21 protein-coding genes and 1 tRNA gene are annotated in these 24,695 nt (G+C 60.1%); 19 read left to right on the top strand and 3 right to left on the bottom strand.

Annotated elements, in window-relative coordinates; translation table 11 throughout:
• Positions 1–217: 217 nt before the first annotated feature.
• The 14 genes from rlmD (at position 218) to rpoS (ending at position 15,102) form a co-directional block, all read left to right on the top strand.
• Positions 218–1,540 carry a 23S rRNA (uracil(1939)-C(5))-methyltransferase RlmD gene (gene rlmD / locus C3F36_RS06665; protein WP_104454749.1) on the top strand — a complete coding sequence of 441 codons (1,323 nt, stop codon included), beginning with the start codon at positions 218–220 and terminating at the stop codon, positions 1,538–1,540.
• A 349-nt stretch (positions 1,541–1,889) separates the two neighbouring features.
• On the top strand, positions 1,890–4,100 hold the full coding sequence (gene relA / locus C3F36_RS06660; RefSeq protein WP_010675631.1) for a GTP diphosphokinase: 2,211 nt from the start codon (positions 1,890–1,892) through the stop codon (positions 4,098–4,100).
• Positions 4,101–4,270: 170 nt separating this feature from the next.
• On the top strand, positions 4,271–5,068 hold the full coding sequence (mazG, locus tag C3F36_RS06655) for a nucleoside triphosphate pyrophosphohydrolase (RefSeq protein WP_104454748.1): 798 nt from the start codon (positions 4,271–4,273) through the stop codon (positions 5,066–5,068).
• A gap of 141 nt (positions 5,069–5,209) precedes the next feature.
• Positions 5,210–6,847: a glutamine hydrolyzing CTP synthase gene (pyrG, locus tag C3F36_RS06650; protein ID WP_039041042.1), complete on the top strand. Its 1,638-nt coding sequence runs from the start codon at positions 5,210–5,212 to the stop codon at positions 6,845–6,847.
• 89 nt (positions 6,848–6,936) lie between these two features.
• Positions 6,937–8,238, top strand: coding sequence for a phosphopyruvate hydratase (eno, locus tag C3F36_RS06645; RefSeq protein ID WP_043154803.1), 1,302 nt, complete (start codon positions 6,937–6,939; stop codon positions 8,236–8,238).
• A gap of 177 nt (positions 8,239–8,415) precedes the next feature.
• Positions 8,416–8,733: a cell division protein FtsB gene (gene ftsB / locus C3F36_RS06640; RefSeq protein WP_010675628.1), complete on the top strand. Its 318-nt coding sequence runs from the start codon at positions 8,416–8,418 to the stop codon at positions 8,731–8,733.
• Positions 8,726–9,457: a 2-C-methyl-D-erythritol 4-phosphate cytidylyltransferase gene (gene ispD, locus C3F36_RS06635; RefSeq protein ID WP_010675627.1), complete on the top strand. Its 732-nt coding sequence runs from the start codon at positions 8,726–8,728 to the stop codon at positions 9,455–9,457. The genes ftsB and ispD overlap by 8 nt, the downstream gene beginning before the upstream one ends.
• A 58-nt stretch (positions 9,458–9,515) precedes the next feature.
• Positions 9,516–9,992 carry a 2-C-methyl-D-erythritol 2,4-cyclodiphosphate synthase gene (gene ispF, locus C3F36_RS06630; RefSeq protein WP_010675626.1) on the top strand — a complete coding sequence of 159 codons (477 nt, stop codon included), beginning with the start codon at positions 9,516–9,518 and terminating at the stop codon, positions 9,990–9,992.
• A complete protein-coding gene (gene truD, locus C3F36_RS06625; RefSeq protein ID WP_104456007.1) occupies positions 9,992–11,050 on the top strand; it encodes a tRNA pseudouridine(13) synthase TruD in 1,059 nt (352 codons plus the stop codon). Before ispF ends, truD begins: the two co-directional genes overlap by 1 nt.
• Entirely contained in the window at positions 11,031–11,792 is a 762-nt protein-coding gene (gene surE / locus C3F36_RS06620; RefSeq protein WP_104454747.1) for a 5'/3'-nucleotidase SurE, read from the top strand. Before truD ends, surE begins: the two co-directional genes overlap by 20 nt.
• 4 nt (positions 11,793–11,796) lie before the next feature.
• Positions 11,797–12,414, top strand: a complete 618-nt coding sequence (locus tag C3F36_RS06615; protein WP_010675623.1) for a protein-L-isoaspartate(D-aspartate) O-methyltransferase — start codon at positions 11,797–11,799, stop codon at positions 12,412–12,414.
• Entirely contained in the window at positions 12,411–12,992 is a 582-nt protein-coding gene (locus tag C3F36_RS06610; RefSeq protein WP_010675622.1) for a YqaA family protein, read from the top strand. Before C3F36_RS06615 ends, C3F36_RS06610 begins: the two co-directional genes overlap by 4 nt.
• A 9-nt stretch (positions 12,993–13,001) precedes the next feature.
• Complete coding sequence (locus C3F36_RS06605) at positions 13,002–14,072, top strand: LysM peptidoglycan-binding domain-containing protein (protein ID WP_010675621.1); 1,071 nt, start codon at positions 13,002–13,004, stop codon at positions 14,070–14,072.
• A gap of 46 nt (positions 14,073–14,118) precedes the next feature.
• Entirely contained in the window at positions 14,119–15,102 is a 984-nt protein-coding gene (gene rpoS, locus C3F36_RS06600) for an RNA polymerase sigma factor RpoS (RefSeq protein ID WP_010675620.1), read from the top strand.
• 73 nt (positions 15,103–15,175) lie between these two features.
• Here rpoS and tsaD read toward each other — a convergent pair whose 3' ends face one another.
• Positions 15,176–16,189 carry a tRNA (adenosine(37)-N6)-threonylcarbamoyltransferase complex transferase subunit TsaD gene (gene tsaD / locus C3F36_RS06595; RefSeq protein WP_041213897.1) on the bottom strand — a complete coding sequence of 338 codons (1,014 nt, stop codon included), beginning with the start codon at positions 16,187–16,189 and terminating at the stop codon, positions 15,176–15,178.
• A 179-nt stretch (positions 16,190–16,368) separates the two neighbouring features.
• Here tsaD and rpsU point away from each other — a divergent pair, with 179 nt between their 5' ends.
• From rpsU to C3F36_RS06570, 5 genes are all read left to right on the top strand, one after another.
• Complete coding sequence (gene rpsU, locus C3F36_RS06590; RefSeq protein WP_005309452.1) at positions 16,369–16,584, top strand: 30S ribosomal protein S21; 216 nt, start codon at positions 16,369–16,371, stop codon at positions 16,582–16,584.
• A 15-nt stretch (positions 16,585–16,599) separates the two neighbouring features.
• A complete protein-coding gene (locus C3F36_RS06585) occupies positions 16,600–17,043 on the top strand; it encodes a GatB/YqeY domain-containing protein (RefSeq protein WP_010675618.1) in 444 nt (147 codons plus the stop codon).
• 89 nt (positions 17,044–17,132) lie between these two features.
• Positions 17,133–18,920, top strand: coding sequence for a DNA primase (dnaG, locus tag C3F36_RS06580; RefSeq protein WP_104454746.1), 1,788 nt, complete (start codon positions 17,133–17,135; stop codon positions 18,918–18,920).
• 183 nt (positions 18,921–19,103) lie between these two features.
• Entirely contained in the window at positions 19,104–20,999 is a 1,896-nt protein-coding gene (gene rpoD, locus C3F36_RS06575; protein ID WP_263639565.1) for an RNA polymerase sigma factor RpoD, read from the top strand.
• A 194-nt stretch (positions 21,000–21,193) separates the two neighbouring features.
• Positions 21,194–21,270, top strand: a tRNA-Ile gene (locus C3F36_RS06570).
• Positions 21,271–21,317: 47 nt separating this feature from the next.
• Here the strand turns inward: C3F36_RS06570 and C3F36_RS06565 are convergent.
• Both C3F36_RS06565 and C3F36_RS06560 read right to left on the bottom strand, forming a co-directional pair.
• Positions 21,318–21,788, bottom strand: coding sequence for a tetratricopeptide repeat protein (locus C3F36_RS06565; protein WP_104454745.1), 471 nt, complete (start codon positions 21,786–21,788; stop codon positions 21,318–21,320).
• A gap of 147 nt (positions 21,789–21,935) precedes the next feature.
• Complete coding sequence (locus tag C3F36_RS06560) at positions 21,936–24,512, bottom strand: alpha amylase C-terminal domain-containing protein (protein ID WP_104454744.1); 2,577 nt, start codon at positions 24,510–24,512, stop codon at positions 21,936–21,938.
• Positions 24,513–24,695 lie beyond the last annotated feature (183 nt).

Here is a 24,695-nt window from a genome sequence, read left to right as displayed (position 1 = left end):
ACCGGGGTCGGGCAGGCAATACAGTCACTGTCGCTGTACGGGGTCTCAGGCCGTATCCGGTCATATCAATGGGCCACTTTTGGTCAGAATGGACGATGGGGCGGATGCCGCGGCTGGGGCCCTCAGGCCGTATTTGGTCATACGATTATTCTTGTGGGACAATGGTCTGCCGCAGATTCCACAATCATGACATAGCCACCTATAGGCACCAAGTTTTATGGCCCAGTTTTTTAAGCCCCAAAAGAAATCCACCCAGCCCCAACGTATTGAATTTACGGTAGACAGTCTGGATCACCACTGTGTCGGCATCGGCCGTCATCAGGGCAAGGCCATCTTCGTCGAAGGGGCGCTGCCCGGCGAGGCCATCAAGGCCCGCATCATCGACGACAAGAAGCACTATGCCCACGCCGCCCTGCAACAGGTGGTGACCCCGGCGGCCAACCGGGTCGCCCCCTTCTGCGACCACTATCGCGAGTGTGGCGGTTGCAGTGCCCAGCACCTGGGAGAGAGAGATCAGCTGGCGGCCAAGGAGGCTGGACTGGTCAGCCTGTTCGAGCGCCTTGGCAACATCCAGGCGCCTACGCTGGCACCTGCGCTGACGGGGGAGTCCCACGCCTACCGCCGGGTCTGCCGTCTGGCCATCAAGTTTGACAAGAACGGTCGCTGTACCCGGGTGGGCTTTCGTCGTCGCCAGTCGAACGATCTGGTAGAGATTGCCGGCTGTCCTGTGCTGGCCGAGCCCCTCTCTGCCCTTATCGCCCCTCTGCGCGAATGCCTCAACCGGCTGAAGAGCCAGCGCGAACTGGGCCATGCGGAACTCATTCAGGGGGAGCAGGGCATTCTGATGCTGCTGCGCCATACCGGTCGCCCCACCGAGGCGGATCGGGCGCACTTGACCGAGTTTGCCACCGCCCAGGGGATAGACCTCTATCTGCAGGCGGCGGACGAGCAGATCGAACCTCTGCGTCAACAGTCTCAGCCAAGTTACACGCTGGATGGCCTGTCTCTTGCATTCGCTCCCGGCGACTTCATCCAGGTCAACGGGCCCGTCAACCAGCGCATGGTGGAGCAGGCATTGAGCTGGCTCGACGCAGGCAAGGATGACAAGGTGCTGGACCTCTTCTGCGGCATCGGCAACTTCACCCTGCCGCTGGCCCGCCAGGCCCGCGAAGTGGTGGGGGTGGAAGGGGAGCTCGCCATGGTGACGCGTGCACAGGAGAATGCCCGCCGCAACGGAATCGACAACGCCCGCTTCTACAAGGCGGACTTGAGCGGCGACATCGTGGGCATGTCCTGGGCCCGGGAAGGGTTCGATCTGGTACTGCTGGATCCGGCCAGACCCGGGGCGCTGGAGGTGATGAGCCACGTGGCGGCACTTTCCCCCAAACGGGTGGTCTATGTTTCCTGTAACCCGGTCACCCTGGCCCGTGACAGTCAGGTGCTGGTGCAGGGGGGCTACAAGCTGACCCGTCTGGGGATGCTGGACATGTTCCCCCACACCGGTCATCTGGAGTCCATGGCGCTGTTCGAACGGGGCTGAGTCGAGGCGACCGCATTATTCTGGATGAATCAAGATGCGGTCGTGATGATTTTTCGATGTGCATGATGCTGCCAGAGTGAGGTAAAACAGGTGTTTTTCGCTGCCTTCAACGGGCAGGGCAGAATGCGGTTATCTTGGTTTTCCAGCGGCGGCAGCGCTGTTTGAGCGGGAGTGATTAGGGTAATCTAGGTCGTCGATAGTGGATCGGATGCGGGGAAGAGCCCTGTCACCTTGCGCGGTGACATGCCTTGAAAACTCTTTCATGCATCCCCATTTGAGGCAGTCATCAGTTGATGAGGGGATGAGGAGAGCATCGGCTTTCGACCCCACACTTTTAAGGATTGATACCATGGTTGCGGTGCGCGATATTCATTTGAAAGACAATTTCACTCTGGATGAGTGGGTCAGTTCCCTTACCCTGAGTGAAAGTGACAAGAATCAGTTGCGAACCGTCTACCAGTATTGCCTGACCCTGGGTGACGAAGCGCTCACCAACCGCCTGCTGGTGCGCGGGGTCGAGATGGTGGGCATCCTGCTGATGCTCAGCATGGATCTCGCCACCCTCAAGGCCGCCATTCTCTATCCCTTCGTCGAAGCCGGTCTCATCAGCCAGGAAAAGGTGAACGAGGACTTCGGCCCCAAGATCGCCAAGCTGGTGGAAGGGGTGCTGGAGATGGAGGCCATTCGCTCCCTGCAAACCCTTCACCGCAGCGAAACCTCGCCGGAGCAGGTGGACAACGTGCGCCGCATGCTGCTCGCCATGGTCGAGGACGTGCGCGCCGTGGTCATCAAGCTGGCGGAGCGCATCGCCTGCCTGCGTGAGGCGAAGAAAGCGGATGAGGAGACCCGGGTGCTGATGGCCCAGGAGATCACCAACATCTATGCTCCCCTTGCGAACCGCCTCGGTATCGGTCAGCTCAAGTGGGAGCTCGAGGATCTCGCCTTCCGCTACCTGCACCCGGACACCTACAAGCAGATCGCCAAGCAACTGGACGAGAAACGGCTCGACCGCGAGCGCTACATCCGCGAATTCGTGCAGTCCCTGCGCGATGCCCTGGCCGAGGCCGGCGTCGAGGCCGAGGTCTATGGCCGACCGAAACACATCTACAGCATCTGGCGCAAGATGCAGAAGAAGCACCTCGAATTCAACGAGCTGTTCGATGTGCGCGCGGTGCGGGTGATCACCAAGCGGCTGCAGGATTGCTACGCGGCGCTCGGTATCGTTCACACCCATTTCCACCATATTCCCCGCGAATTTGACGACTATGTCGCCAACCCCAAGCCCAATGGCTACCAGTCCATCCACACCGTGGTGGTGGGGGAGGAGGGCAAGACGGTGGAGATCCAGATCCGTACCGAGCAGATGCATCAGGATGCGGAGCTCGGTGTGGCTGCGCACTGGCGCTACAAGGAAGGGGCCCAGGCCGCTGCCAAGACCAGCACCTTCGAAGACAAGATCGAATGGCTGCGTAAACTCCTCGCCTGGCAGGAGGACCTCTCGGAGAGCGGCTCCTTGCTGGACGATCTGCGCAGTCAGGTGTTCGAGGACAGGGTTTATGTCTTCACTCCCAAGGGCGATGTCATCGACCTGCCGGCAGGGGCGACGCCGCTCGACTTCGCCTATCACGTGCACAGCATGATCGGTCACCGCTGCATCGGCACCAAGATCGACGGCCGCATCGTGCCTTTCACCTATACGCTGCAAACCGGTGATCAGGTGGAGGTGATCACCCAGAAGGAGCCGAACCCGAGCCGCGACTGGATGAACCCGAACGCCGGCTTCCTGCGCTCCAGCCGGGCGCGGGCCAAGGTGGCCACCTGGTTCAGAAAGCTGGACCGGGACAAGAACATCGCCGCCGGCAAGGAGCTGCTGGAGAAAGAGCTGGACAGGCACAACCTCACCCTATCCAAGGTGGACAAGGTGGTGCTGGAGCGCTTCCATGCGGAGGAGCTGGAAGATTTGCTGGCCGGTATCGGCAGCGGCGACATCCGCATCAACCAGCTGCTCAATTATCTGGACACCCGCTACAACAAGCCGACGGCGGAAGAAGAAGATCGCCGTCTGCTGGAGAAGCTGGAGCAGAAGGCCAATGTGCCCTTCCGCCCCAAACCCAAGGATCACATCGTGGTGGAAGGGGTGGGCAACCTGATGACTCACATCGCCCGCTGCTGCCAGCCCATCCCAGGGGACGCCATCCAGGGCTTCATCACCATGGGACGGGGGGTTTCCATCCACCGGGAGGATTGCGAGCAGCTCAAGGAACTGTCGCGTCGCAACCCGGAGCGCTTGATCGATGCGGTTTGGGGGGAGAACTACTCCGGCGGTTACGGTCTCACCATCCGCATTCTCTCCAACGACAGATCCGGTCTGCTGCGCGACATCACCACCGTGCTCGCCAACGAGAAGATCAACGTGATGGGGGTGCGTTCGCGCTCCAACGTGCGCGAGCAGACCGCCGAAATCGACATGGAGCTGGAGATTTACAACATCAACGCCTTCAACCGGGCATTGGCCAAGCTCAGTCAGCTCAACGACGTGATCAGCGCCAAGCGGCTGTAATGCTCAACCGACCGGCCCCAGTGGCCGGTCTGCATTTTCTCCCTCCTTGTAGAGCATTGAAGACGGATATCACGCGCCCCATCTCCGGCCGCCATGGCGCCACATCATGTGGAGCAGTGGCGTGAGCGGATATTCATGAACCCATTTACTGAATCGAAAGTGAGTTGCCCATGTCCCAACGCTACGACCTTCCCCAACTGCTCGACATCATGGCTAGATTGCGTGACCCGAACGGGGGCTGTCCCTGGGATCTCAAGCAGAGCTTCCAGACCATAGTGCCGCACACCCTGGAGGAGGCCTACGAGGTGGCGGATGCCATCGAGAGCGAAGATTGGCAAGGGCTGAAGGGGGAGCTCGGTGATCTGCTGTTCCAGGTCGTGTTCTATGCCCAGCTCGGCAAGGAGCAGGGATTGTTCGACTTTGCCGACATCGTCGATACCGTGAGCGAGAAGCTCATTCGCCGCCACCCCCATGTCTTCTCCGATGCCGACCTGGGTGACGAGCAGGCGGTCAAAGCGAACTGGGAGGCGGAAAAGGCCAAAGAGCGGGCCGCGCTCGACAAGGAGAGCGTGCTGGACGATATCCCCCTCTCCCTGCCTGCCCTGACCCGGGCAGCCAAGATCCAGAAGCGCTGCGCCACCGTCGGTTTCGACTGGAAGACCCTGGGGCCCGTGGTGGACAAGATCCACGAGGAGATCGAGGAGGTGATGGAAGAGGTGCTGATGGTTGACGTGGACGAGGCTCGGGTGAGCGACGAGCTCGGCGATCTCTTGTTTGCCACCGTCAACTTGGTGCGTCATCTGGGCAAGGATCCCGAGCAGGTGCTGAGGGCTGCCAACACCAAGTTTGAGCGTCGTTTTCGTCAAGTTGAACACTTTATTGCCGCAGAAGGTCTGAAAATGACGGATTGCTCCCTGGAGAAGCTGGACGAGGCCTGGAACAAGGCCAAGGAAACCGAGCAAAGTTGATTTGGCGCAAGACGGGGCGGCGGGGAGCCTGATAGATTTTTGTTCATTGTTTGGGAGTGGGGGTTTTGGTATACTGTTTCCCCGTCCTGCTTCATCCCCGAAGCACCCCTTAAAATTCCCTAAACTTCTTTCAGGTTCAGCATGACGACCAAATATATTTTTGTGACTGGTGGCGTTGTTTCATCCCTCGGCAAAGGCATTGCCGCAGCTTCTCTGGCAGCCATTCTGGAAGCCCGTGGTCTGGATGTGACCATCATGAAACTGGACCCGTACATCAACGTGGATCCGGGCACCATGAGCCCGACCCAGCATGGTGAAGTGTTCGTAACCGAGGACGGGGCCGAAACCGATCTGGATTTGGGCCACTACGAGCGTTTCATCCGCACCAAGATGACCCGCCGCAACAACTTCACCACCGGCCGCATCTATGCAGACGTGCTGCGCAAGGAGCGTCGTGGTGACTATCTGGGCGCCACCATCCAGGTAATCCCGCACATCACCAACGCCATCAAGGAGCGGGTGATTGCCGGTGCCGAAGGCCATCAGGTTGCCATCGTCGAAGTGGGCGGTACCGTGGGCGACATCGAGTCCCTGCCGTTCCTTGAAGCCATTCGTCAGCTGGCGGCCATCGTGGGTCGCAACAATGCCATGTTCATGCACCTGACCCTGGTTCCTTACCTGGCCGCCGCCGGCGAGGTGAAGACCAAGCCGACCCAGCACTCCGTGAAGGAGCTGCTCTCCATCGGTATCCAGCCGGATGTGCTGATCTGCCGCTCCGACCGCGCCATTCCGGCCAACGAGCGTGCCAAGATCGCCCTGTTTTGCAACGTGCCCGAGCGCGCCGTCATCTCCATGAAGGATGTCGACTCCATCTACAAGATCCCGGCGCTGCTGAAATCCCAGGGGCTGGACGGCTACATCACCGAGCGCTTCGGCATCGAGTGCAAAGAAGCCGACCTGGCCGAGTGGGAACAGGTTATCTATGAAGAGGCCAACCCGACTGCCGAAGTCACCATCGGCATGGTGGGCAAGTATGTCTCCCTGCCGGACGCCTACAAGTCCGTCAACGAAGCGCTCAAGCACGGTGGCCTGAAGACCCGTCTCTCCGTCAACATCAAGTACATCGACTCCCAGGACATCGAGACCCGTGGTGCCGAGCTGCTGGAAGGTCTGGATGCGATCCTGGTACCGGGCGGCTTCGGCGAACGCGGCGTGGAAGGCAAGATCCTGGCCGCCAAATATGCCCGCGAGAACAAGATCCCGTACCTCGGTATCTGCCTGGGCATGCAGGTCGCTTTGATCGAATACGCCCGCAACGTGGCGGGCATGGAAGGGGCCCACTCCTCCGAGTTCAAGAAAGACAGCCCGTACCCCGTGGTCGGTCTCATCACCGAGTGGGTGGATGACGAAGGCAACGTCGAGACCCGGACCGAGAAGTCCGATCTGGGCGGTACCATGCGTCTTGGCTCCCAGCTCTGCCACCTGGTGGAAGATTCCAAGGTGCGTCAGATGTACGGCAGCCCGACCATTTACGAGCGCCACCGTCACCGTTATGAAGTGAACAACAAGCTGCTGCCGCAGATTGAAGCGGCAGGTCTGAAGGTGACCGGTCTCTCCGCCGACAAGAAGCTGGTGGAAATCATCGAGATCCCGGATCACCCCTGGTTCGTGGCCGCGCAGTTCCACCCGGAGTTCACCTCGACTCCCCGTGATGGCCACGCCCTGTTCGCCGGTTTTGTGAAGGCGGCGGGCGAGTATCAGAAGCGTAATTTGAAGTAATTGAAAATAAATGCGGTTGGGGCTCTGTGCCACAGCCGCTTTTTTTGGCATATTTTTGTTGTTTTTTTACGAAACCTGAGGAAATACACATGTCCAAGATCGTTAAAGTGATCGGTCGTGAAATCATCGACTCCCGTGGTAACCCGACCGTTGAGGCCGAAGTTCACCTGGAAGGTGGTTTTGTTGGTATGGCAGCCGCTCCGTCTGGCGCGTCCACCGGTTCCCGCGAAGCGCTGGAACTGCGTGACGGCGACAAGAGCCGTTTCCTGGGTAAAGGCGTGCTGAAAGCCATCGAAGCCGTCAACGGCCCGATCGCTCAGGCTCTGCTGGGTAAAGATGCCAAGGACCAGGCCACTGTCGACCAGATCATGATCGACCTCGACGGTACCGAGAACAAATCCAAGTTCGGCGCCAACGCCATCCTGGCTGTTTCCCTGGCCAACGCCAAAGCTGCCGCTGCTGCCAAAGGCATGCCGCTGTACGCCCACATCGCCGAGCTGAATGGCACCCCGGGCGTCTACTCCATGCCGCTGCCCATGATGAACATCATCAACGGTGGTGAGCACGCCGACAACAACGTCGACATCCAGGAGTTCATGATCCAGCCGGTTGGCGCCAAGACCCTGAAAGAAGCCGTTCGCATGGGCGCAGAAGTGTTCCACAACCTGGCCAAAGTGCTGAAGTCCAAGGGCTACAACACTGCCGTCGGTGACGAAGGTGGTTTCGCTCCGAACCTGAAATCCAACGCCGAAGCGCTGGAAGTGATCGCTGAAGCCGTTGCCGCTGCCGGTTACAAACTGGGCACCGACATCACCCTGGCCATGGACTGCGCTGCGTCCGAGTTCTACGACGCAGAGAAGAAAGAGTACAACCTGAAGGGCGAAGGTCGTATCTTCACCTCCAACGGTTTCTCCGACTTCCTGGCTGACCTGACCACCAAGTTCCCGATCGTCTCCATCGAAGATGGCCTGGACGAGTCCGACTGGGAAGGCTTCGCCTACCAGACCGCCGAACTGGGCAAGAAAATCCAGATCGTGGGTGACGACCTGTTCGTAACCAACACCAAGATCCTGAAGCGCGGTATCGACAACGGCATCGCCAACTCCATCCTGATCAAGTTCAACCAGATCGGTTCCCTGACCGAAACTCTGGCTGCCATCAAGATGGCCAAAGACGCTGGCTACACTGCCGTCATCTCCCACCGCTCCGGTGAGACCGAAGACGCGACCATCGCCGACCTGGCTGTGGGTACCGCTGCTGGCCAGATCAAGACCGGTTCCATGAGCCGTTCTGACCGTGTTGCCAAGTACAACCAGCTGATCCGTATCGAAGAAGCCCTGGGTGCCAAGGCTCCGTTCCGTGGTCTGAAAGAAGTGAAGAACCAGGCTTAATTTTCGCCTGCGCTCATGCTTCACAAAGCCCCGCCATCTGGCGGGGCTTTTTCGTTCTGCGCTTATGGGCGTGTGCGAACTGCATTTTTTATTCCGACCAACCCATCCGGCACACAGGCTTTCTTTTGTCTTGCCTGCGAATATGGGAAACTAGGCCGCTTGAAGGAGACTCAGTGCATGCGGCTACTCACTCTTATCCTGCTCCTCCTGTTGGGAGGGCTGCAATATGACCTCTGGCTGGGGAAAAACGGCCTCTCCGACTATCGGGAACTCTCCACCGCCATCGAGCGGCAGCAACAGGACAACCTGGTACTCAAGGATCGCAACAGTCTGATTTACCGCGAAATCGACGATCTTACCTCTGGCCTTGAGGCCATCGAGGAGTTGTCGCGCAACGATCTTGGCTACATCAAGCAGGGCGAGACCTTCTACCGAATCATTCCCAAAGAAAAGGATCAGGTGACGGAGCCTGATGGTGCCCCCTACGATGACTGATAGCCTGAGCGGCCTGACCGCCATCGTCCCGGCTGCCGGTATTGGTAGTCGCATGGGGGCCAGTTGCCCCAAGCAGTACCTGTCCCTGGCAGGGAAATGCATTCTGGAGCACACCCTGGAGCGTCTGCTCTCCCATCCCGCCATCGCCCGTGTGATCGTGGCGCTGGCGCCCCACGACCGCTGGTTTGAGACGCTGACCGTGGCAACCGATCCGCGGGTGCTGCGAGTGGAAGGGGGAAGCGAGCGCGCCTTCTCCGTGCTCAATGCGTTGCACATGGCAGAAGGGGAGTGGGCACTGGTGCATGACGCCGCCCGGCCCTGTCTGACCCACGAGGATCTCGATGCGCTCATTGCTGCCGCCATGGCCTCTGGCGGTGCCATCCTCGGCAGCCGGGTGCGCGATACCATGAAGCGCACCGATGCGGCCGGCAATATCCTCGCCACCGTGGATCGCGAGCAGCTCTGGCATGCCCTGACGCCCCAGATGTTTTTAGTCCGCCCCCTCAAGCGGGCGCTGGAGGAGGGGCTGGCGCTCGGCGCTGCCATCACCGATGAAGCCTCCGCCATGGAACGCGCCGGTTTCCCCGTGCGCATGGTGGAAGGGCGGGCCGATAACATCAAGGTGACCCGGCCGGAAGATCTCTCCCTGGCCGGGCTCTATTTACAGCAACAACGTGCGTGCCGGTCGGCACGACCCGATTCATCCCCAGAGGAGCAGGCATGATCCGCACCGGACATGGTTTTGATGAGACAGATTTCCGTGTATTGAGGAGGGCGCAGGCATGATGCGGATCGGACATGGTTTTGATGTTCACAAGTTTGGCGGGGTCGGTCCCTGCATGCTGGGCGGGGTGGCGGTGCCCTATGAACAGGGCCTGCTGGCCCACTCCGATGGTGACGTGGTGCTGCATGCGGTGAGCGATGCCCTGCTGGGGGCCATCGGCGCTGGCGACATCGGCCGCCACTTCCCCGATACCGCCGCCGAATTCAAGGGCATCGACAGCCGCATCCTGCTGCGGGATGTCTTTGCCCGCGTGCAGCTCGCAGGTTATGCCATCGGCAACCTGGATGTGACCATTATCGCCCAGGCCCCCAAGATGGCCCCCCATATCGACGCCATGTGCGCCGTGCTGGCCGCAGATCTGCAATGTGATTTGAACCGGGTGAACGTCAAGGCGACCACCACCGAACAACTCGGATTCACGGGGCGCAAGGAAGGGATCGCCACCGAAGCCGTCGTCTTGCTGGTGAAACAATGATGCTTGAACAACTTGCCTATCTGCACGGGACGCCCAGTGCTCGCGGCATCCTCAAGGCCGAGGCCGCCGACTTCGTGGTCAATGAAGATCTCGGGTTTGCACCTTGTGGCGAGGGGGAACACATCTTCGTCCGGGTACGCAAAACCGGCGAGAATACCGCCTGGGTGGCTGGCCTGCTGGCCGATGCGGCCGGGGTTGCCCGCAATGCGGTGACCTGGGCTGGTCTGAAAGATCGCCATGCGGTGACCGAACAGTGGTTCGGCATCCATCTGCCGGGCAAGGGCGAACCGGATCTCTCGGTCATCGAGAACGACAACATCCGGATCCTTGAGGTGAAGCGCCACAACAAGAAGCTGCGGGTCGGCTATCTCAAGGGCAACCACTTCACCCTGCGCCTCACCGGGCTGGAGCAGGCCGACGGGCTGGAATCCCGTCTGCAGGCGATTGCAACCCAGGGGGTGCCCAACTACTACGGCGAGCAGCGTTTCGGCCGCGGTGGCAACAACCTGGAGGCCGCCAAGGCGATGTTCGCCGGCAAACGGATCAAGGATCGCAACAAGCGCTCCCTCTATCTGTCCGCCGCCCGCAGCATGCTGTTCAATGCCATCGTCAGCGCCCGCATCGAGCAGGGACTGGCCCATCAGCTGCTGGCAGGCGACTGCGTGATGCTCAAGGGCAGCCACTCCATCTTCAGTGAAGAGAGCGTGACGCCCGAGCTCGAGGCGCGCCTTGCCTCCGGAGACGTGCAGCTGACCGCTCCCCAGTGGGGCCGTGGCCGTCTGGCGAGCCAGGGCGCGGCTGCCGAGTTCGAGCAAGGAGTGCTGGCTCCTTATGGTGACTGGTGCGAAGGACTGGAGAAGGCCGGGCTGGATCAGGACAGGCGCCCGCTGCTGCTCAAGCCGGAGCAGATGAGCTGGCAACGGGAGGACGAGGTGCTGACCCTGTCGTTCTTCCTGCCTGCCGGCGCCTTTGCCACCAGCGTGGTACGAGAGTTAATGCAGGCCGAAGAGGCCGATCACGGTTTCAGGAACTCAACCGATGCGAATTCTGGTCAGTAATGACGATGGGGTACACGCCGAGGGCATTCGCGCCCTCAGCGAGGCGTTGCGTGCCTGTGGCGAGGTCGTGGTGGTGGCACCGGATCGCAACCGCAGCGGTGCCAGCCACTCCCTGACGCTGGAAGTGCCGCTGCGGGTCACCCGCCTCGATGCGTCCAGTTTTCACGGCATCAAGAGTTATGCGGTCAAGGGGACGCCGACCGACTGCGTTCATCTGGCGGTCAACGAACTGCTGCGCCCTGAGCCCGACATGGTGGTGGCCGGTATCAATCACGGGGCCAACCTGGGGGATGACGTCATCTACTCGGGGACGGTGGCGGCCGCGACGGAAGGGCGTCATCTTGGTTTCCCCTCCATCGCCGTATCGCTGGTGGGCAAGACTCATTTCGCCAGTGCGGCCCACTACGCCGCCAAGCTGGTGCGGGGGCTGATGGTGCATCCGTTGCCTGCGGATCAGATCCTCAACGTGAATGTGCCGGACCTGCCGCTCGAGCAGATCAAGGGGATCAGGGTGACGCGTCTTGGCAATCGCCACCGGGCGGAGTCGGTGATCCGCACCGAGGATCCCCGTGGTCAGCCCGTCTACTGGATTGGCCCCCCCGGCAACCAGCAGGATGCGGGAGAGGGAACGGACTTTGCCGCCATCGAGCAGGGTTATGTCTCCATCACTCCCCTGACCATCGACATGACGGCCTACGGCAGTCTGTCGACCCTGGGCGCGTGGCTGGATCTGCAGGGATGACGTTGTGATAGTACAGCGCCTGTTGAATCAACTGATTGCCCAGGATGTCCGCGATTTCCGCGTATTGGCGGCGATTGCGAAGGTGCCGCGCCAGCTGTTCGTGGATGAGGCCATGGCCCACAAGGCCTGGGACAATACTGCCCTGCCCATCGGCCATGGGCAGACCATCTCCCAGCCTTACATCGTGGCGCGCATGACCGAGCTGCTGATCCAGAACGATCCGGCCCATGTGCTGGAGATCGGGACGGGATCGGGCTACCAGACGGCGGTACTGGCCCACCTGGTGGAGCATGTCTACACCATGGAGCGGATCAAGTCGCTGCAGTTTCAGGCCCGGCGCAGATTGCGCCAGCTCGATCTGCACAATGTGTCGGCCAAGCACGGCAATGGGTGGCTAGGTTGGCCCAACAAGGGCCCTTTCGACGCCATTCTGGTGACGGCGGCGGCCAGTGAGGTCCCCAAGGCCCTGACCGATCAGCTGGCTGACGGTGGTCGTCTGGTGTTGCCGGTGGGTGATGGCCAGCAGACCCTGCAGCTCATCGAGCGATCGGGCTCCCAGCTCACCAGCCGGATCCTGGAGCCGGTACGTTTCGTTCCCCTGATTGACGGAGATGTCGAGTGAAGTTGTTTTCCCGCCTTTATGTTCTGGTGATGCAGTGGGCACGCCACAAGTATGCCCCCTGGTATCTGGCCATCACCGCCTTTATTGAATCCATCTTCTGGCCCATTCCGGTGGATGTGATGCTGGCGCCCATGGCGCTCGGCAAACCTCATCGCGCCTGGCACTATGCCGCGCTGGCCACCCTCTTTTCGGTGCTGGGCGCCCTGTTTGGTTATCTGCTCGGCTATGCCCTGTGGGAGCCAGTGGTGCAGCCGCTGGTGACCTCGGTTGGCTATGAGGACAAGATTGCCCTGGCCGAGCAGTGGTTCGCGCAGTGGGGCATCTGGGTTATTTTTATTGCCAGCTTCACGCCGATCCCCTACAAGGTGTTTACCGTCACGGCTGGCTTGCTCCACATGGCACTGTTGCCTTTCATCCTGACCTCGCTGATCGGTCGTGGCATGCGCTTCTTCCTGGTTGCAGGTCTGATGCGCTGGGGCGGCGAGAAGATGGAGCGCAAGCTGATGCACTATGTGGATGTGCTGGGCTGGCTCTGTATTGGTTTGGCCGTTGCGGCCTATTTCTGGTTTAGTCGTTAAGGATCCACTATGTGTTCGCGTGTTTGGCAAGGTAGCGGTGTCGTCGTGTTGTCATGGCTGCTGCTTGCCTGTTCCTCCAGCAAGACTGCGGCTCCGGTGCACAGCCTGGGCAATGATCAGGTCGCTTCGACCATCCCCGTGCGTCAAGGTATGACCAAGCCCGGCATTGCAGGCAACGGGTACACCGTGGTCAAAGGAGACACTCTCTACTCCATTGCATTTCGTTCTGGCATGGATGTGGCTTCGCTTATCAGCATCAATGGCATCACTCCCCCCTATAACATTTATCCCGGCCAGCAGCTCAGGCTCGATGGCGCTTCCGCCCCCATGGCGGTGGCAACCGTCGGCAGCCCTGTCAGTCGTGGCAGCGTGACGGGGTCTGGCAGTTACGAGGTGCGCCGTGGCGATACATTGAGCAGCATCGGTCGCCAGTTCGGTCTTTCCAACCAGGCCTTGGCCCAGCGCAACAACCTCCAGGCTCCTTATGCATTGCACGTGGGTCAGGTGCTCAATGTGGGGGGCGCGGGTTCCTCGGGTGGTCAGATGGTGGCAGCAACCACACCGGTGGTGACCAGCACGGGGCCCAAACCCCTGGCCACGGCTCCGGCAGGTACGACCACACCATTTATTGCTCAGAAAACGATTGCTCCTGCCTCGTCAACAGCATACGCTCAGGCGAAAGAACAAAAAACCGTCAGTTCCTCGTCAACACTCTCCTGGCATTGGCCGACCAAAGGGCGGATCGTTGAAGGCTTCTCCGTTGCGGAACAAGGCAACAAGGGCATCGACATTTCCGGCCAGAAGGGCCAACCCATTTACGCTGCGAGCAGCGGCAAAGTGGTCTATGCGGGCAGTGCACTGCGAGGTTATGGCAAGCTGATAATTCTCAAGCACAACGATGACTACCTCTCCGCCTACGCTCACAACGATGAGTTGAGGGTCAAGGAGGGAGACACCGTGAAGGGCGGAGCGGTTATCGCCAATATGGGTAGCACGGATGCGCCGGATGTGCGCTTGCACTTTGAAATCCGGTACAAAGGCAAGTCGATCAACCCGATGGGCTATTTGCCAAAGCGTTAACTCAGAGAGCTGAGTCTTACTCTGGTGTAGGTCAGGGAGAGATATCATGAGCCAAGAACAACTGGTAATGCAGGATGCAGAGTTAGAGTTCGACGAGGAGCTGGAGGTTCAGGAGGAAGAAGAGGTTCAGGAAGTGGCGGCCGAAGCCGAAGAGACCATTTCCGATGAACTGATGGCGCCAGAGCTGAACAAGGTAATGGACGCCACCCAGCTCTATCTGGGGGAGATAGGCTTCTCCCCCTTGCTCACGGCCGAAGAGGAAGTCTACTACGCCCGCCGTGCCCTGCGTGGCGACAAAGCGGCGCGCAAGCGCATGATCGAATCCAACCTGCGCCTGGTGGTCAAGATTGCCCGGCGCTACAACAACCGCGGCCTGGTGCTGCTGGATCTCATCGAAGAGGGCAACCTCGGCCTTATCCGCGCCGTCGAGAAGTTCGACCCCGAGCGAGGCTTCCGTTTCTCCACCTATGCCACCTGGTGGATCCGCCAGACCATAGAGCGGGCCATCATGAACCAGACCCGTACCATTCGTCTGCCCATCCATGTGGTCAAGGAGCTGAACGTCTATCTGCGCACTGCGCGCGAGCTTTCTCATCGTCTCGACCATGAGCCGACCGCCGAGGATATCGCCTCTGCACTGGATCGCTCTGTGGACGATGTGAATCGCATGCTCAAGCTCAACGAGAAGATCACCTCGGTGGATACTCCCATTGGTGGCGATCGCGACAAGGCGCTGCTGGACGTGCTCTCCGACGAGCGCGGCATGGGGCCCGAGCTGGAGTCCCAGGAAGATGACATGCGCAGCAGCATAGTGCACTGGCTGGAGGAGCTGAATCCCAAGCAGCGCGAAGTGCTGGCCCGCCGTTTCGGTCTGCTCGGCTATGAACCGGCCACCCTGGAAGACGTGGGCGCCGAGATTGGTTTGACCCGCGAGCGGGTGCGCCAGATCCAGGTGGAAGGGTTGCGCCGTCTGCGGGAAATCCTGCTGGGGCAGGGGCTCTCCATTGAGGCGCTGTTCCGCACCAATTAAACGGGTATGAATACCGTCATCAAGATGAAAAAGGGGCCGCAGGCCCCTTTCTTTTTGTCGTGGATCTTCCGGATCACACCGGATCCAGAGTGTCCAGCGGCCAGCGCGGCACGGCCTTGACGACGAGGGGTTCGAAGACTCCCGCCTTCAGGCGTTGCATGCCGGCATAGGCGATCATGGCGCCGTTGTCGGTGCAGTATTCGGTGCGCGGGTAGAAGACTTCACCTTTGAGGCTCTCCATCAGCTCGGCCAGCTGGGCGCGCAGATGACGGTTGGCGCTGACGCCGCCTGCCACGACCAGACGATTGAGACCGGTCTCTTTCAGGGCACGACGGCACTTGATGGCCAGGGTGTCGACCACCGCATCCTCAAACGCCCGGGCGATGTCGGCACGGGTCTGCTCATCATCGCCGTTGGCGGCGATGGTATTGGCGGCAAAGGTCTTGAGGCCGGAGAAGCTCATGTCGAGCCCGGGACGGTCGGTCATGGGACGCGGGAAGGTAAAGCGTCCAGTGGTGCCCTTTTCTGCCAGCCGGGAGAGCAGCGGACCACCGGGGTAGTCCAGACCCATCAGCTTGGCGGTCTTGTCGAACGCCTCACCGGCGGCATCGTCGATCGATTCGCCCAGCAGCTGATAGCTGCCGATACCGTCGACCCGGACCAGCATGGAGTGGCCGCCGGAAACCAAGAGCGCCACGAAGGGGAACTCGGGGGCCTTCTCTTCCAGCATGGGGGCCAGCAGGTGGCCTTCCATGTGGTGTACGGCGATGGCCGGCTTGTCCCATGCCATGGCCAGCGAGCGGCCTATGGTCGCCCCGACCAGGATGGCACCAACCAGACCTGGCCCCGCGGTATAGGCGATGCCATCGATGTCATCCTTGCCAAGTCCAGCCTCTTTCAAGGCGGCCTGGATCAAGGGGATCGTCTTGCGTACATGGTCCCGGCTGGCGAGCTCGGGAACGACGCCGCCGTAGTCCGCATGCAGCTTGACCTGGCTGTACAACTGGTGGGAAAGGATCCCTTTTTGATCATCGAAGATCGCGATCCCGGTTTCGTCACAGGATGTCTCTATGCCCAATACACGCATTGCTAAAAAATTTCACTGCTAAAATGAGACGGCTATGGTAACCTTCGCGGGTTTTTTAAACCAGAGCGATCTCTGCGGGTTTACTTTCATTCCCTGTCCAGAGTATAATTTCGCACCATTTTAAGACATGCTGATCGATTGAAGGTCAGCTAACAATTTATCACTGAGGTGAAAGGCACATGCCAGTAATCAAAGTCCGTGAAAATGAGCCGTTTGACGTTGCTCTGCGTCGCTTCAAGCGTTCTTGCGAAAAGGCCGGTATCCTGTCCGAAGTTCGTAGCCGTGAGTTCTACGAGAAGCCGACTACCATTCGCAAGCGCGCCAAAGCGTCCGCTGTCAAGCGTCACGCCAAGAAGCTGTCCCGCGAAAACGCACGTCGTATCCGCCTGTACTAATCAAGGGATCATGCCGTGTCTCTGAAGGATCAACTCAAGGATCAGCAAAAGCTCGCCATGCTTGCCAAAGACAAGCCTCGGTTGGGTGCTATCCGCTTGTTGATGGCAGAAATCAAGCAGCGTGAAGTCGATACCCGTGTCGAGCTCAATGATGAAGAGATCCTCGCCGTCGTGACCAAAATGGTCAAACAGCGTCGCGATTCCATCAGCCAGTTTGAAGCTGCCGGTCGCCAGGATCTCGCCGACAAAGAGTCCGCCGAGATCGTTGTGCTGCAGGAGTTCCTGCCACAACAGCTGACCGCAGACGAAATTGCCGCCCTGATCGAGCAAGCCATCACTGAAAGTGGTGCTGCCGTCATGGCTGACATGGGTAAAGTCATGGCTGTCTTGAAGCCAAAAATTCAGGGGCGTGCCGATGTCGGCGCCGTCAGTGCTCAGGTGAAAACCCGCTTGGCGTAACAGGCAACTCTCTTGTTTGGTCGAAGAAGCCGTGCTTCCCATTGGAATGCGCGGCTTTTTTATTTCCTATGCAATGAAACAGGACGGTTATGGCTGGCAGGATCCCGCAATCCTTTATCGATGATCTGCTCGTACGCACGGACATAGTCGAGTTGATCGACTCCCGTGTGCGGTTGAAGAAAGCCGGTAAGAACTACCAGGCTTGCTGCCCTTTTCATAACGAAAAAAGCCCCTCCTTTACCGTCAGCCAGGAGAAGCAGTTCTATCACTGTTTCGGTTGTGGTGCCCACGGCAATGCCATCGGCTTTGTCATGGAGTACGACGGCCTGGAATTCCCCGATGCCATCGAAGAGCTGGCAAGCCTGCACGGTATGCAGGTCCCCCGTGAGCAAACGGCGGGTGGATCAAGCCATAGCCAACCAGCCGTCAGCAAGGATCTGTTCGAGCTGATGAACCAGATTGCGCGCTTCTACGAGAGCAATCTCAAGAACGCGCCTCAGGCGGTGGAGTACCTGAAAGGCCGGGGCCTGACTGGCGAGGTGGTCAAGCGCTTCAACATCGGTTATGCCCCTGGGGACTGGGATCAGGTGCGTCGCCGCTTTGGCGCCAGTAGGGATCACGAACAACTGCTGATTTCGGGCGGTATGCTGATCCCCCGTGACAGCGGCCCGGGCAGCTACGATCGTTTCCGCGATCGCATCATGTTTCCGATCCGGGACAAACGCGGCCGGGTCATCGGCTTCGGTGGCCGAGTGCTGTGGGATGGCACGCCCAAGTACCTGAACTCCCCCGAAACCCCCATCTTCCACAAGGGGCGAGAGCTGTTCGGCCTTTATGAGGTCAAGCAGGCACACAAGGATCCGCGCCGGATCCTTGTGGTGGAAGGCTACATGGATGTGGTGGCGCTCGGCCAGTACGACATCGACTATGCGGTGGCGGCACTGGGGACTGCGACCACCAGCGATCACATCCACACCCTGTTCCGTACCACGGCAGAGGTGGTCTGTTGCTATGACGGCGACAACGCCGGTCGGGAAGCGGCCTGGCGGGCGCTGGATAACGCGCTCTCCCACCTGCAGGACGGCCGTGAACTCAAGTTCGTCTTTTTGCCGGATGGCGAGGATCCCGACTCGCTGGTACGCCAGATCGGCAAGGAGGGGTTCGAAGCGCTGCTCGACAAGGCCCAGTCGTTTGCGGATTTCATGTTCGAACGCCTCGGGCGCGATGCGGCTCTTTCCGGTGAGGCAGGCAAGTTTGAAGTGGCCAACAAGGCCGCAGAACTTATCCGCCGCGTGCCGGAAGGGTTCACCCGCGAGGGACTGATCACCCGCCTCTCCAGCATGATGCGTTGGGGAGAAAACAAGCAGCGGATTACCGAGCTGTTTGCCCGCAACAGCCAGCCCAAGGTGGAAGTCAACAAACCCAAGGCGACCAAACTGACGCCGATCCGCAGGGCTCTGGCCCTGATGGTGCAGTATCCGGCGATCACCGCCGAGCTGCCGGCCATGCCCGAGTTGGCCGGGTTGCGCCTGCAGGGGATCCCTTTCCTGCTGCAACTGCACCAGCAGATCCTGATCCAGCCGGGAGTGACAACGGGTATCCTGCTGGAGCATTGGCGCGGCACAAAAGAGGGAGAAATACTTGCCCAGCTGGCGATGCATGACCTGTTTGAAGAGGTAAAGCTCGACCAGGAGCCCGATATTCTGGGAGAATTACAGGATACCTTTGTCGGTTTCATCAACCTTTTCCTGAAGCAACGGATCGAAGAATTGCAGGCCAAGGTGGCGCAGGAAGGGCTAAGCTCTGAGGAAACTCAGGAGCTGATGATGCTGATCAGAGAGGTGCAGATTGAGAAAAGAAATGAGAGTGGGGCTTGATATTTGAGTGAGCAGTCCCAATATGAATAGCGTTGCCCGAATCGACGGGATTGAAAGCAAACACTTTATAACCACCTGGCCCCGACAACACTGCGGGCAGGGGTTTCTCATGACCGACGCCGCAACCAGACATAGCATGTCTGGCGGTTTTCTATTAGAATTGGCTATTTGCGCAGCAGCGCACTGTACGCGCAACCTAGCAACACCAACCGGATGAGTTCTATGGAGCAAACCCCGCAGTCTCAGCTTAAACTCCTCGTTGCCAAAGGTAAAGAACAGGGCTACCTGACCTATGCCGAGGTGAACGATCACCTCCCGCAAGACATTGTCGATTCAGACCAGATCGAAGACATCATCCAGATGATCAACGATATGGGCATTCAAGTGGTTGAAAACGCTCCGGATGCCGATGACCTTATCATGGCTGAAGGTGGTACCGCCGATGAGGACGCTGCCGAAGCAGCGGCCCAGGCTCTGGCATCTGTTGAATCTGAGATTGGTCGCACGACCGATCCCGTCCGCATGTACATGCGGGAAATGGGTACCGTCGAACTGCTGACCCGCGAAGGCGAGATCGACATCGCCAAGCGGATTGAAGACGGTATCAACCAGGTACAAAGCTCCGTCGCCGAGTACCCTGAAGCCATCACCTATCTGCTCGAACAGTACGACAAGTACGAAGCCGAGCAGCTTCGCCTGTCCGACATCATCTCCGGCTTCATCGATCCGAACGAAGTGGATGACGTGGCGCCGACCGCCACTCATATCGGCTCCGAGCTCAGCGAGGACGACCTCGCCGACGAAGACGAAGACGAAGATGAGGACGAAGACGAAGACGGTGACAACTCCGACGATGACGGCGACGGTGGCCCGGATCCGGAAGTCGCTCGCGAGAAATTCGGCGAACTGCGTGCCCAGTACGAGGTGACTCGTCTCTCCATTCAGCAGAATGGCCGTGCCCACGACGACACCCAGAATGCCATCGCCCAGCTGGCCGATGTCTTCCGTCAATTCCGCCTGATGCCCAAGCAGTTCGATCGCCTGGTCAACAACATGCGGGAGATGATGGAGCGTGTCCGCGTGCAGGAACGCATCATCATGAAGCTCTGCGTTGAGCAGGCCAAGATGCCGAAGAAGACCTTCGTCGCGGCCTTCACCAACAACGAGTGCGAAACTGCCTGGTTCGAATACCAGAAGCAGGCCGGCAAGGCGTGGTCTCCCCGCCTGCTCGAGATGGACGAAGAAGTACTGCGTTCCATCGGCAAGCTGCAGCAGATCGAAGAAGAGACCGGTCTGTCCATCGCCCAGATCAAGGACATCAACCGCCGCATGAGCATCGGTGAGGCCAAAGCCCGCCGTGCGAAGAAAGAGATGGTCGAGGCCAACCTGCGTCTGGTTATCTCCATCGCCAAGAAGTACACCAACCGCGGTCTGCAGTTCCTGGATCTGATCCAGGAGGGCAACATCGGTCTGATGAAGGCGGTCGACAAGTTCGAATATCGTCGCGGCTACAAGTTCTCGACCTATGCCACCTGGTGGATCCGTCAGGCCATTACCCGCTCCATCGCGGATCAGGCCCGTACCATCCGTATCCCGGTGCACATGATCGAGACCATCAACAAGCTCAACCGTATCTCCCGCCAGATGCTGCAGGAGATGGGTCGTGAACCGAACCCGGAAGAGCTGGCCATGCGCATGGGCATGCCGGAAGACAAGATCCGCAAGGTACTGAAAATCGCCAAGGAGCCCATCTCCATGGAGACGCCCATCGGTGATGACGAAGACTCCCACTTGGGCGACTTCATCGAAGATACCACCCTGGCTCTGCCAGCGGATGCGGCCACCAGCGAGAGCCTGCGCAACGCGACCCGCGAAGTGCTGGCCGGGCTGACCGCACGGGAAGCCAAGGTACTGCGCATGCGCTTCGGTATCGACATGAACACCGACCACACCCTCGAGGAAGTGGGCAAGCAGTTCGACGTCACCCGTGAGCGTATCCGTCAGATCGAAGCCAAGGCCCTGCGCAAACTGCGCCATCCGAGCCGCTCGGAAGTGCTGCGCAGCTTCCTGGACGAGTAGTCACGGGTTCTGTCAGCCTGACATTGCAACAAAAAGCCCCGCCGTGCGGGGCTTTGTTTTATCCGTGCTGGCATGGGCGTGAAGAGGGGTCATGGAACCGCTTGAATATGGATGAAATCTCGCCACGTGGTTGATCTGACTATGGACGGGGTATCCGCCATCCCCTATAATCCACGCCGCTAACCAGCATCAATGGCCCCTTAGCTCAGTTGGTCAGAGCAGTCGACTCATAATCGATTGGTCGTGGGTTCAAGTCCCCCAGGGGCCACCATTTTCAGACAAAGCCGCTCTTTTGAGCGGCTTTGTCGTTTCTGGCGCTCACCAGCGCCTGTCCAGATCCTCGGCATAGAGCGCCATGGCGCGCCGGTAGGGGAGCAGGGCGGGATCCGTGGTGGTGGTCGCGAGGATCCCCAGCAGCGTCTCCATCTCCTCCTTGCTGCGCCCCAGGTTGTAGCAGGTCATGGCACGAAACACCTTGAACTCCACGGCATCGGGGAAGCGAGACAGGGCCTCGTCAAAGGTGGCCAGCGCCTCGGCATGACGGCCCGTGGTGCGATAGGAGCTGCCTAGTCCAAGCAGGGCCCCGCGCAGCGACGCCTCGCCAAGCCCCAGCGACACGGCCTTCTGATAGAGCGGAATGGCCTCGGCCTCTCGCCCCAGCATGTCGTGCAGTCCGGCCACTTCGTAATGCAGCTCGGCGTGGGTTGGGTGCTCGATGAGTTGCAGCAGACCGTGCTGACGGGCTTCCTCGATCCGTCCCTCGGCCTTGAGGGTGTTCAACTGTTTCATATGCGCTCCTGCATGGGGATGAAGGATCAGTATGCCTGCCGACAGGCTGGCGGGGAACGGGTCATGGGGCCATGAAAAAGGCCTCCCGCCGATGGCGGGAGGCCTGGTTCGGCGCCGAGGCGCAATGGCCCTGGCGTGTGTCCAGCCTTACTGGGCGCTCAGGCTGTAGGCCAGGGTCTGGTCGTTGAAGCGCACCACATAGGCACCGACCACTGCCGTGGTGATGTCTGCCCCGGCCAGCTCGGCCACGCCATCCTTGTTGGTGTCGCCGTAGTTCTGGGTCCAGTCCCCCTTGACGTCGAACTTGAAGCGCTGGCTGCCGTTGCCATCACCGCTGCCGGTGAAGGTGACGCTGGCCTGCCAGAGGTGATCCCCGACCAGGGACATGGGGGTGGTGCCCCAGTTGTTGGTGGTGCCGCGAATGTTGAGGCTGGCGACATTCTTGGCATAGGTGACGCTCACCGGAGTCAGGCTGTATTGAAGGGTCTGATCGTTGAAACGTACCCGGTACTGGCCGATGACCGGGGTGAGGATGTCACTGCCGGTCAGTTCGGCCACGCCGTCCTTGTTGGTGTCGCCGTAGTTCTGAGTCCAGTCCCCCTTGACGTCGAACTTGAAGCGCTGGTTGGTCTGACCGTCGAAGGTGACCAGGGCTTCCCACTGATTGTCGGCGACCAGCGTCATAGCAAGGGAGCCCCAGGCATTGGGGGTGCCGCGGAAGTTCAGGGTGGGCAGTACGCTGGCGTAGGTGCCGTTGTCGTCGGTGACGGTCACGGTGGCGCTGGCACTGGCGGTCAACCCTTCCGCATCGGTCACGGTGACCGTCACGGTATGGGTACCCGGGGTATCGAACCGGACCGTCTCGGTGGCGGCGGTGCCCCCGCTGGACCAGCTGTAGCTCACCACACCGCCGTCATCGCTGGAAGCGGAGGCGTCAAACACCACGCTCTCCCCCGCCTTGACGCTGAGGGTTTTGGGGGAGAGGGTGGCGACCGGGGCCTGGTTGCTGGTGAGGGGGGTGACCGTGTAGCGCAGATCGCTCTCGCTCAGGGTGATGCGGTAGGTGCCCGCCCCGCTGACCAAGATATCCTTGCTGCTGCCCTTGTCGGCGATGCCATCCCCTTCGTTGTCGCCGTAGTTCTCGGCCCAGTTGCCGAAGACGTCGAACTTGAAGCGCTGGGCACCGGTGGCGTCACCGTTGCCGGTCAGGGTGAGGGTGGCGGACCAGACACGGTTGGCATCGACGGTCATGGGGGTGTTGCCCCAGGCGTTGTGGGTGCCGCGCAGGTTCATGCTGCTGAACTTGTTGCCCGGCAGGACGGAACCGCCGCAGGGGCTGGCCTTGGTGCAACCGGCGATGATGGCGGCCGCCTTCATGCCGGGGACGTTCAGGCTGGCCTTGCCGCTGCCGTCGACGGTGACATAGCCGCCGCTGCAGTAGTCATTGCCCCCCAGGAGGTTGCAGTACTCGCCGGCCGGCAGGCCGGTCTGCACCGAGGCCACCAGGTTGCCGCTCTCGTTGTTGATGGCGACGAAGCCCTTGTCACCGCGGCTGAAGGCTATCTGATTGTTGCCGTTGTCCCACCAGTTGCTGACGGGCTGGCCTTCGGTCCGGTTGTGGAACAGGGCCATGTTCATGATGGTCGGTCGGCGCTGTTCGCAGTTCCACTGGCTGTCCGTGCAGGGCGTGCTGCCCGGCGCCCCCTTGTCGGTTTCATAGGTACCCATGTTTTCGAAGCGATAGCCCGACATCACCTGCTTCCAGCCATAGGGCCAGGCCATCATGAAGGTGTTGGCCAGATCGTAGCGGGCACCGCTCATGAAGGTGAGCATGCCGCCACCGCCGTGGCCGCGTTCGCGGTCGTGGTTGACCACGAAGACGAAGGCCTTGTTGGAGGGGAGCAGGCCCCAGCTCTCGCCCAGGGTCTTGAGGTTCTTGATCTGGCCGTTGAAGTTGGCGGCGAGATCGGTGCCGTATTTGAAGTCGGTGACGGTGTCGATGTAGGTGTAGCGGCCTGGCTGGATGTCGGGGGACTCCCCGCCTGCGCCGATCACCTCCAGGTAGGCCCTGGGGCTGCCTGCCTTGTCGAGGATGGCCTTCACATCGGCCGGCGCCATGTGCTTGGCCGCATCGATGCGAAAGCCCGCCACGCCCCAGCCGAGCAGGGTCTTCATGTAGGTGGCGATCTGATCCTGGACGTAGGATGAGCCGGTATTGAGGTCCGGCATGCCGTAGAGGGCGCCGTTCCAGACGTTGTTGCTGTCAGCGTAGTTGGTGATGTCGCCGCTGTGATGGAAGTCGTTGTAGCCGAATTGGGGATATTGGTATTGCCCCGAGTTGTAGCTGCCGCCGCCGGTGGCGGTGCCCGAACCCGATGCCAGCTGGTTGAAGACAGCGTCGGCATAGACCTTGACCCCGGCCGCGTTACAGCGGGCGATCATGCTCCTGAGCTCTGCTTCGCTACCGCCGAAGCTGTTGAAATTCTTGAAGCTGACCGGTTGATAGACGGTCCACCAGACCTGGCTGCCCTGCTTGTGCTCGGCGGGTGGGGTGATCTGGACGCCACCGAACCCCTTGGGCCCGAGCACGGTCTCGCACTCGTTGGCGATGTCGTTGAACTTCCATTGGAACAGGTGAACCATGACTCCTTCGGCGCTGGCAGTGTGGCTGAAAGAGCCGAGTGCCGCCGCCAGCAGGGCGGTTCGAAACAGTGTGTTGTGCATGACGATTTTCCCTTCGATCTTGTTATTGACGTATCACTGTCGTGTAGTCGAACGGACAACAAACAACCTCGTTCAGCTCCGTAGCATTCATGAAATCGACGTGATTGAAAATCGAACAAGCTGAATTAATTAAGAAATGTGAATGAAAATGCTTTCATGCCATTCGGTGGCAGCAGGAGGGTG

Source organism: Aeromonas sp. ASNIH2 (assembly GCF_002934795.1).
Classification (GTDB): Bacteria; Pseudomonadota; Gammaproteobacteria; order Enterobacterales; family Aeromonadaceae; genus Aeromonas; species Aeromonas caviae.
Note: the sequence above shows the minus strand (reverse complement) of the source record. Positions and strands in the feature narration are given on the sequence as shown.

What these genes read in the sequence shown, in the direction of transcription:
- rlmD (WP_104454749.1), top strand. Translation starts at nt 218, where the DNA reads ATGGCCCAGTTTTTTAAGCCCCAAAAGAAATCCACCCAGCCCCAACGT.
- relA (WP_010675631.1), top strand. Translation starts at nt 1,890, where the DNA reads ATGGTTGCGGTGCGCGATATTCATTTGAAAGACAATTTCACTCTGGAT.
- mazG (WP_104454748.1), top strand. Translation starts at nt 4,271, where the DNA reads ATGTCCCAACGCTACGACCTTCCCCAACTGCTCGACATCATGGCTAGA.
- pyrG (WP_039041042.1), top strand. Translation starts at nt 5,210, where the DNA reads ATGACGACCAAATATATTTTTGTGACTGGTGGCGTTGTTTCATCCCTC.
- eno (WP_043154803.1), top strand. Translation starts at nt 6,937, where the DNA reads ATGTCCAAGATCGTTAAAGTGATCGGTCGTGAAATCATCGACTCCCGT.
- ftsB (WP_010675628.1), top strand. Translation starts at nt 8,416, where the DNA reads ATGCGGCTACTCACTCTTATCCTGCTCCTCCTGTTGGGAGGGCTGCAA.
- ispD (WP_010675627.1), top strand. Translation starts at nt 8,726, where the DNA reads ATGACTGATAGCCTGAGCGGCCTGACCGCCATCGTCCCGGCTGCCGGT.
- ispF (WP_010675626.1), top strand. Translation starts at nt 9,516, where the DNA reads ATGATGCGGATCGGACATGGTTTTGATGTTCACAAGTTTGGCGGGGTC.
- truD (WP_104456007.1), top strand. Translation starts at nt 9,992, where the DNA reads ATGCTTGAACAACTTGCCTATCTGCACGGGACGCCCAGTGCTCGCGGC.
- surE (WP_104454747.1), top strand. Translation starts at nt 11,031, where the DNA reads ATGCGAATTCTGGTCAGTAATGACGATGGGGTACACGCCGAGGGCATT.
- C3F36_RS06605 (WP_010675621.1), top strand. Translation starts at nt 13,002, where the DNA reads ATGTGTTCGCGTGTTTGGCAAGGTAGCGGTGTCGTCGTGTTGTCATGG.
- rpoS (WP_010675620.1), top strand. Translation starts at nt 14,119, where the DNA reads ATGAGCCAAGAACAACTGGTAATGCAGGATGCAGAGTTAGAGTTCGAC.
- tsaD (WP_041213897.1), bottom strand. Translation starts at nt 16,189, where the DNA reads ATGCGTGTATTGGGCATAGAGACATCCTGTGACGAAACCGGGATCGCG.
- rpsU (WP_005309452.1), top strand. Translation starts at nt 16,369, where the DNA reads ATGCCAGTAATCAAAGTCCGTGAAAATGAGCCGTTTGACGTTGCTCTG.
- dnaG (WP_104454746.1), top strand. Translation starts at nt 17,133, where the DNA reads ATGGCTGGCAGGATCCCGCAATCCTTTATCGATGATCTGCTCGTACGC.
- C3F36_RS06565 (WP_104454745.1), bottom strand. Translation starts at nt 21,788, where the DNA reads ATGAAACAGTTGAACACCCTCAAGGCCGAGGGACGGATCGAGGAAGCC.
- C3F36_RS06560 (WP_104454744.1), bottom strand. Translation starts at nt 24,512, where the DNA reads ATGCACAACACACTGTTTCGAACCGCCCTGCTGGCGGCGGCACTCGGC.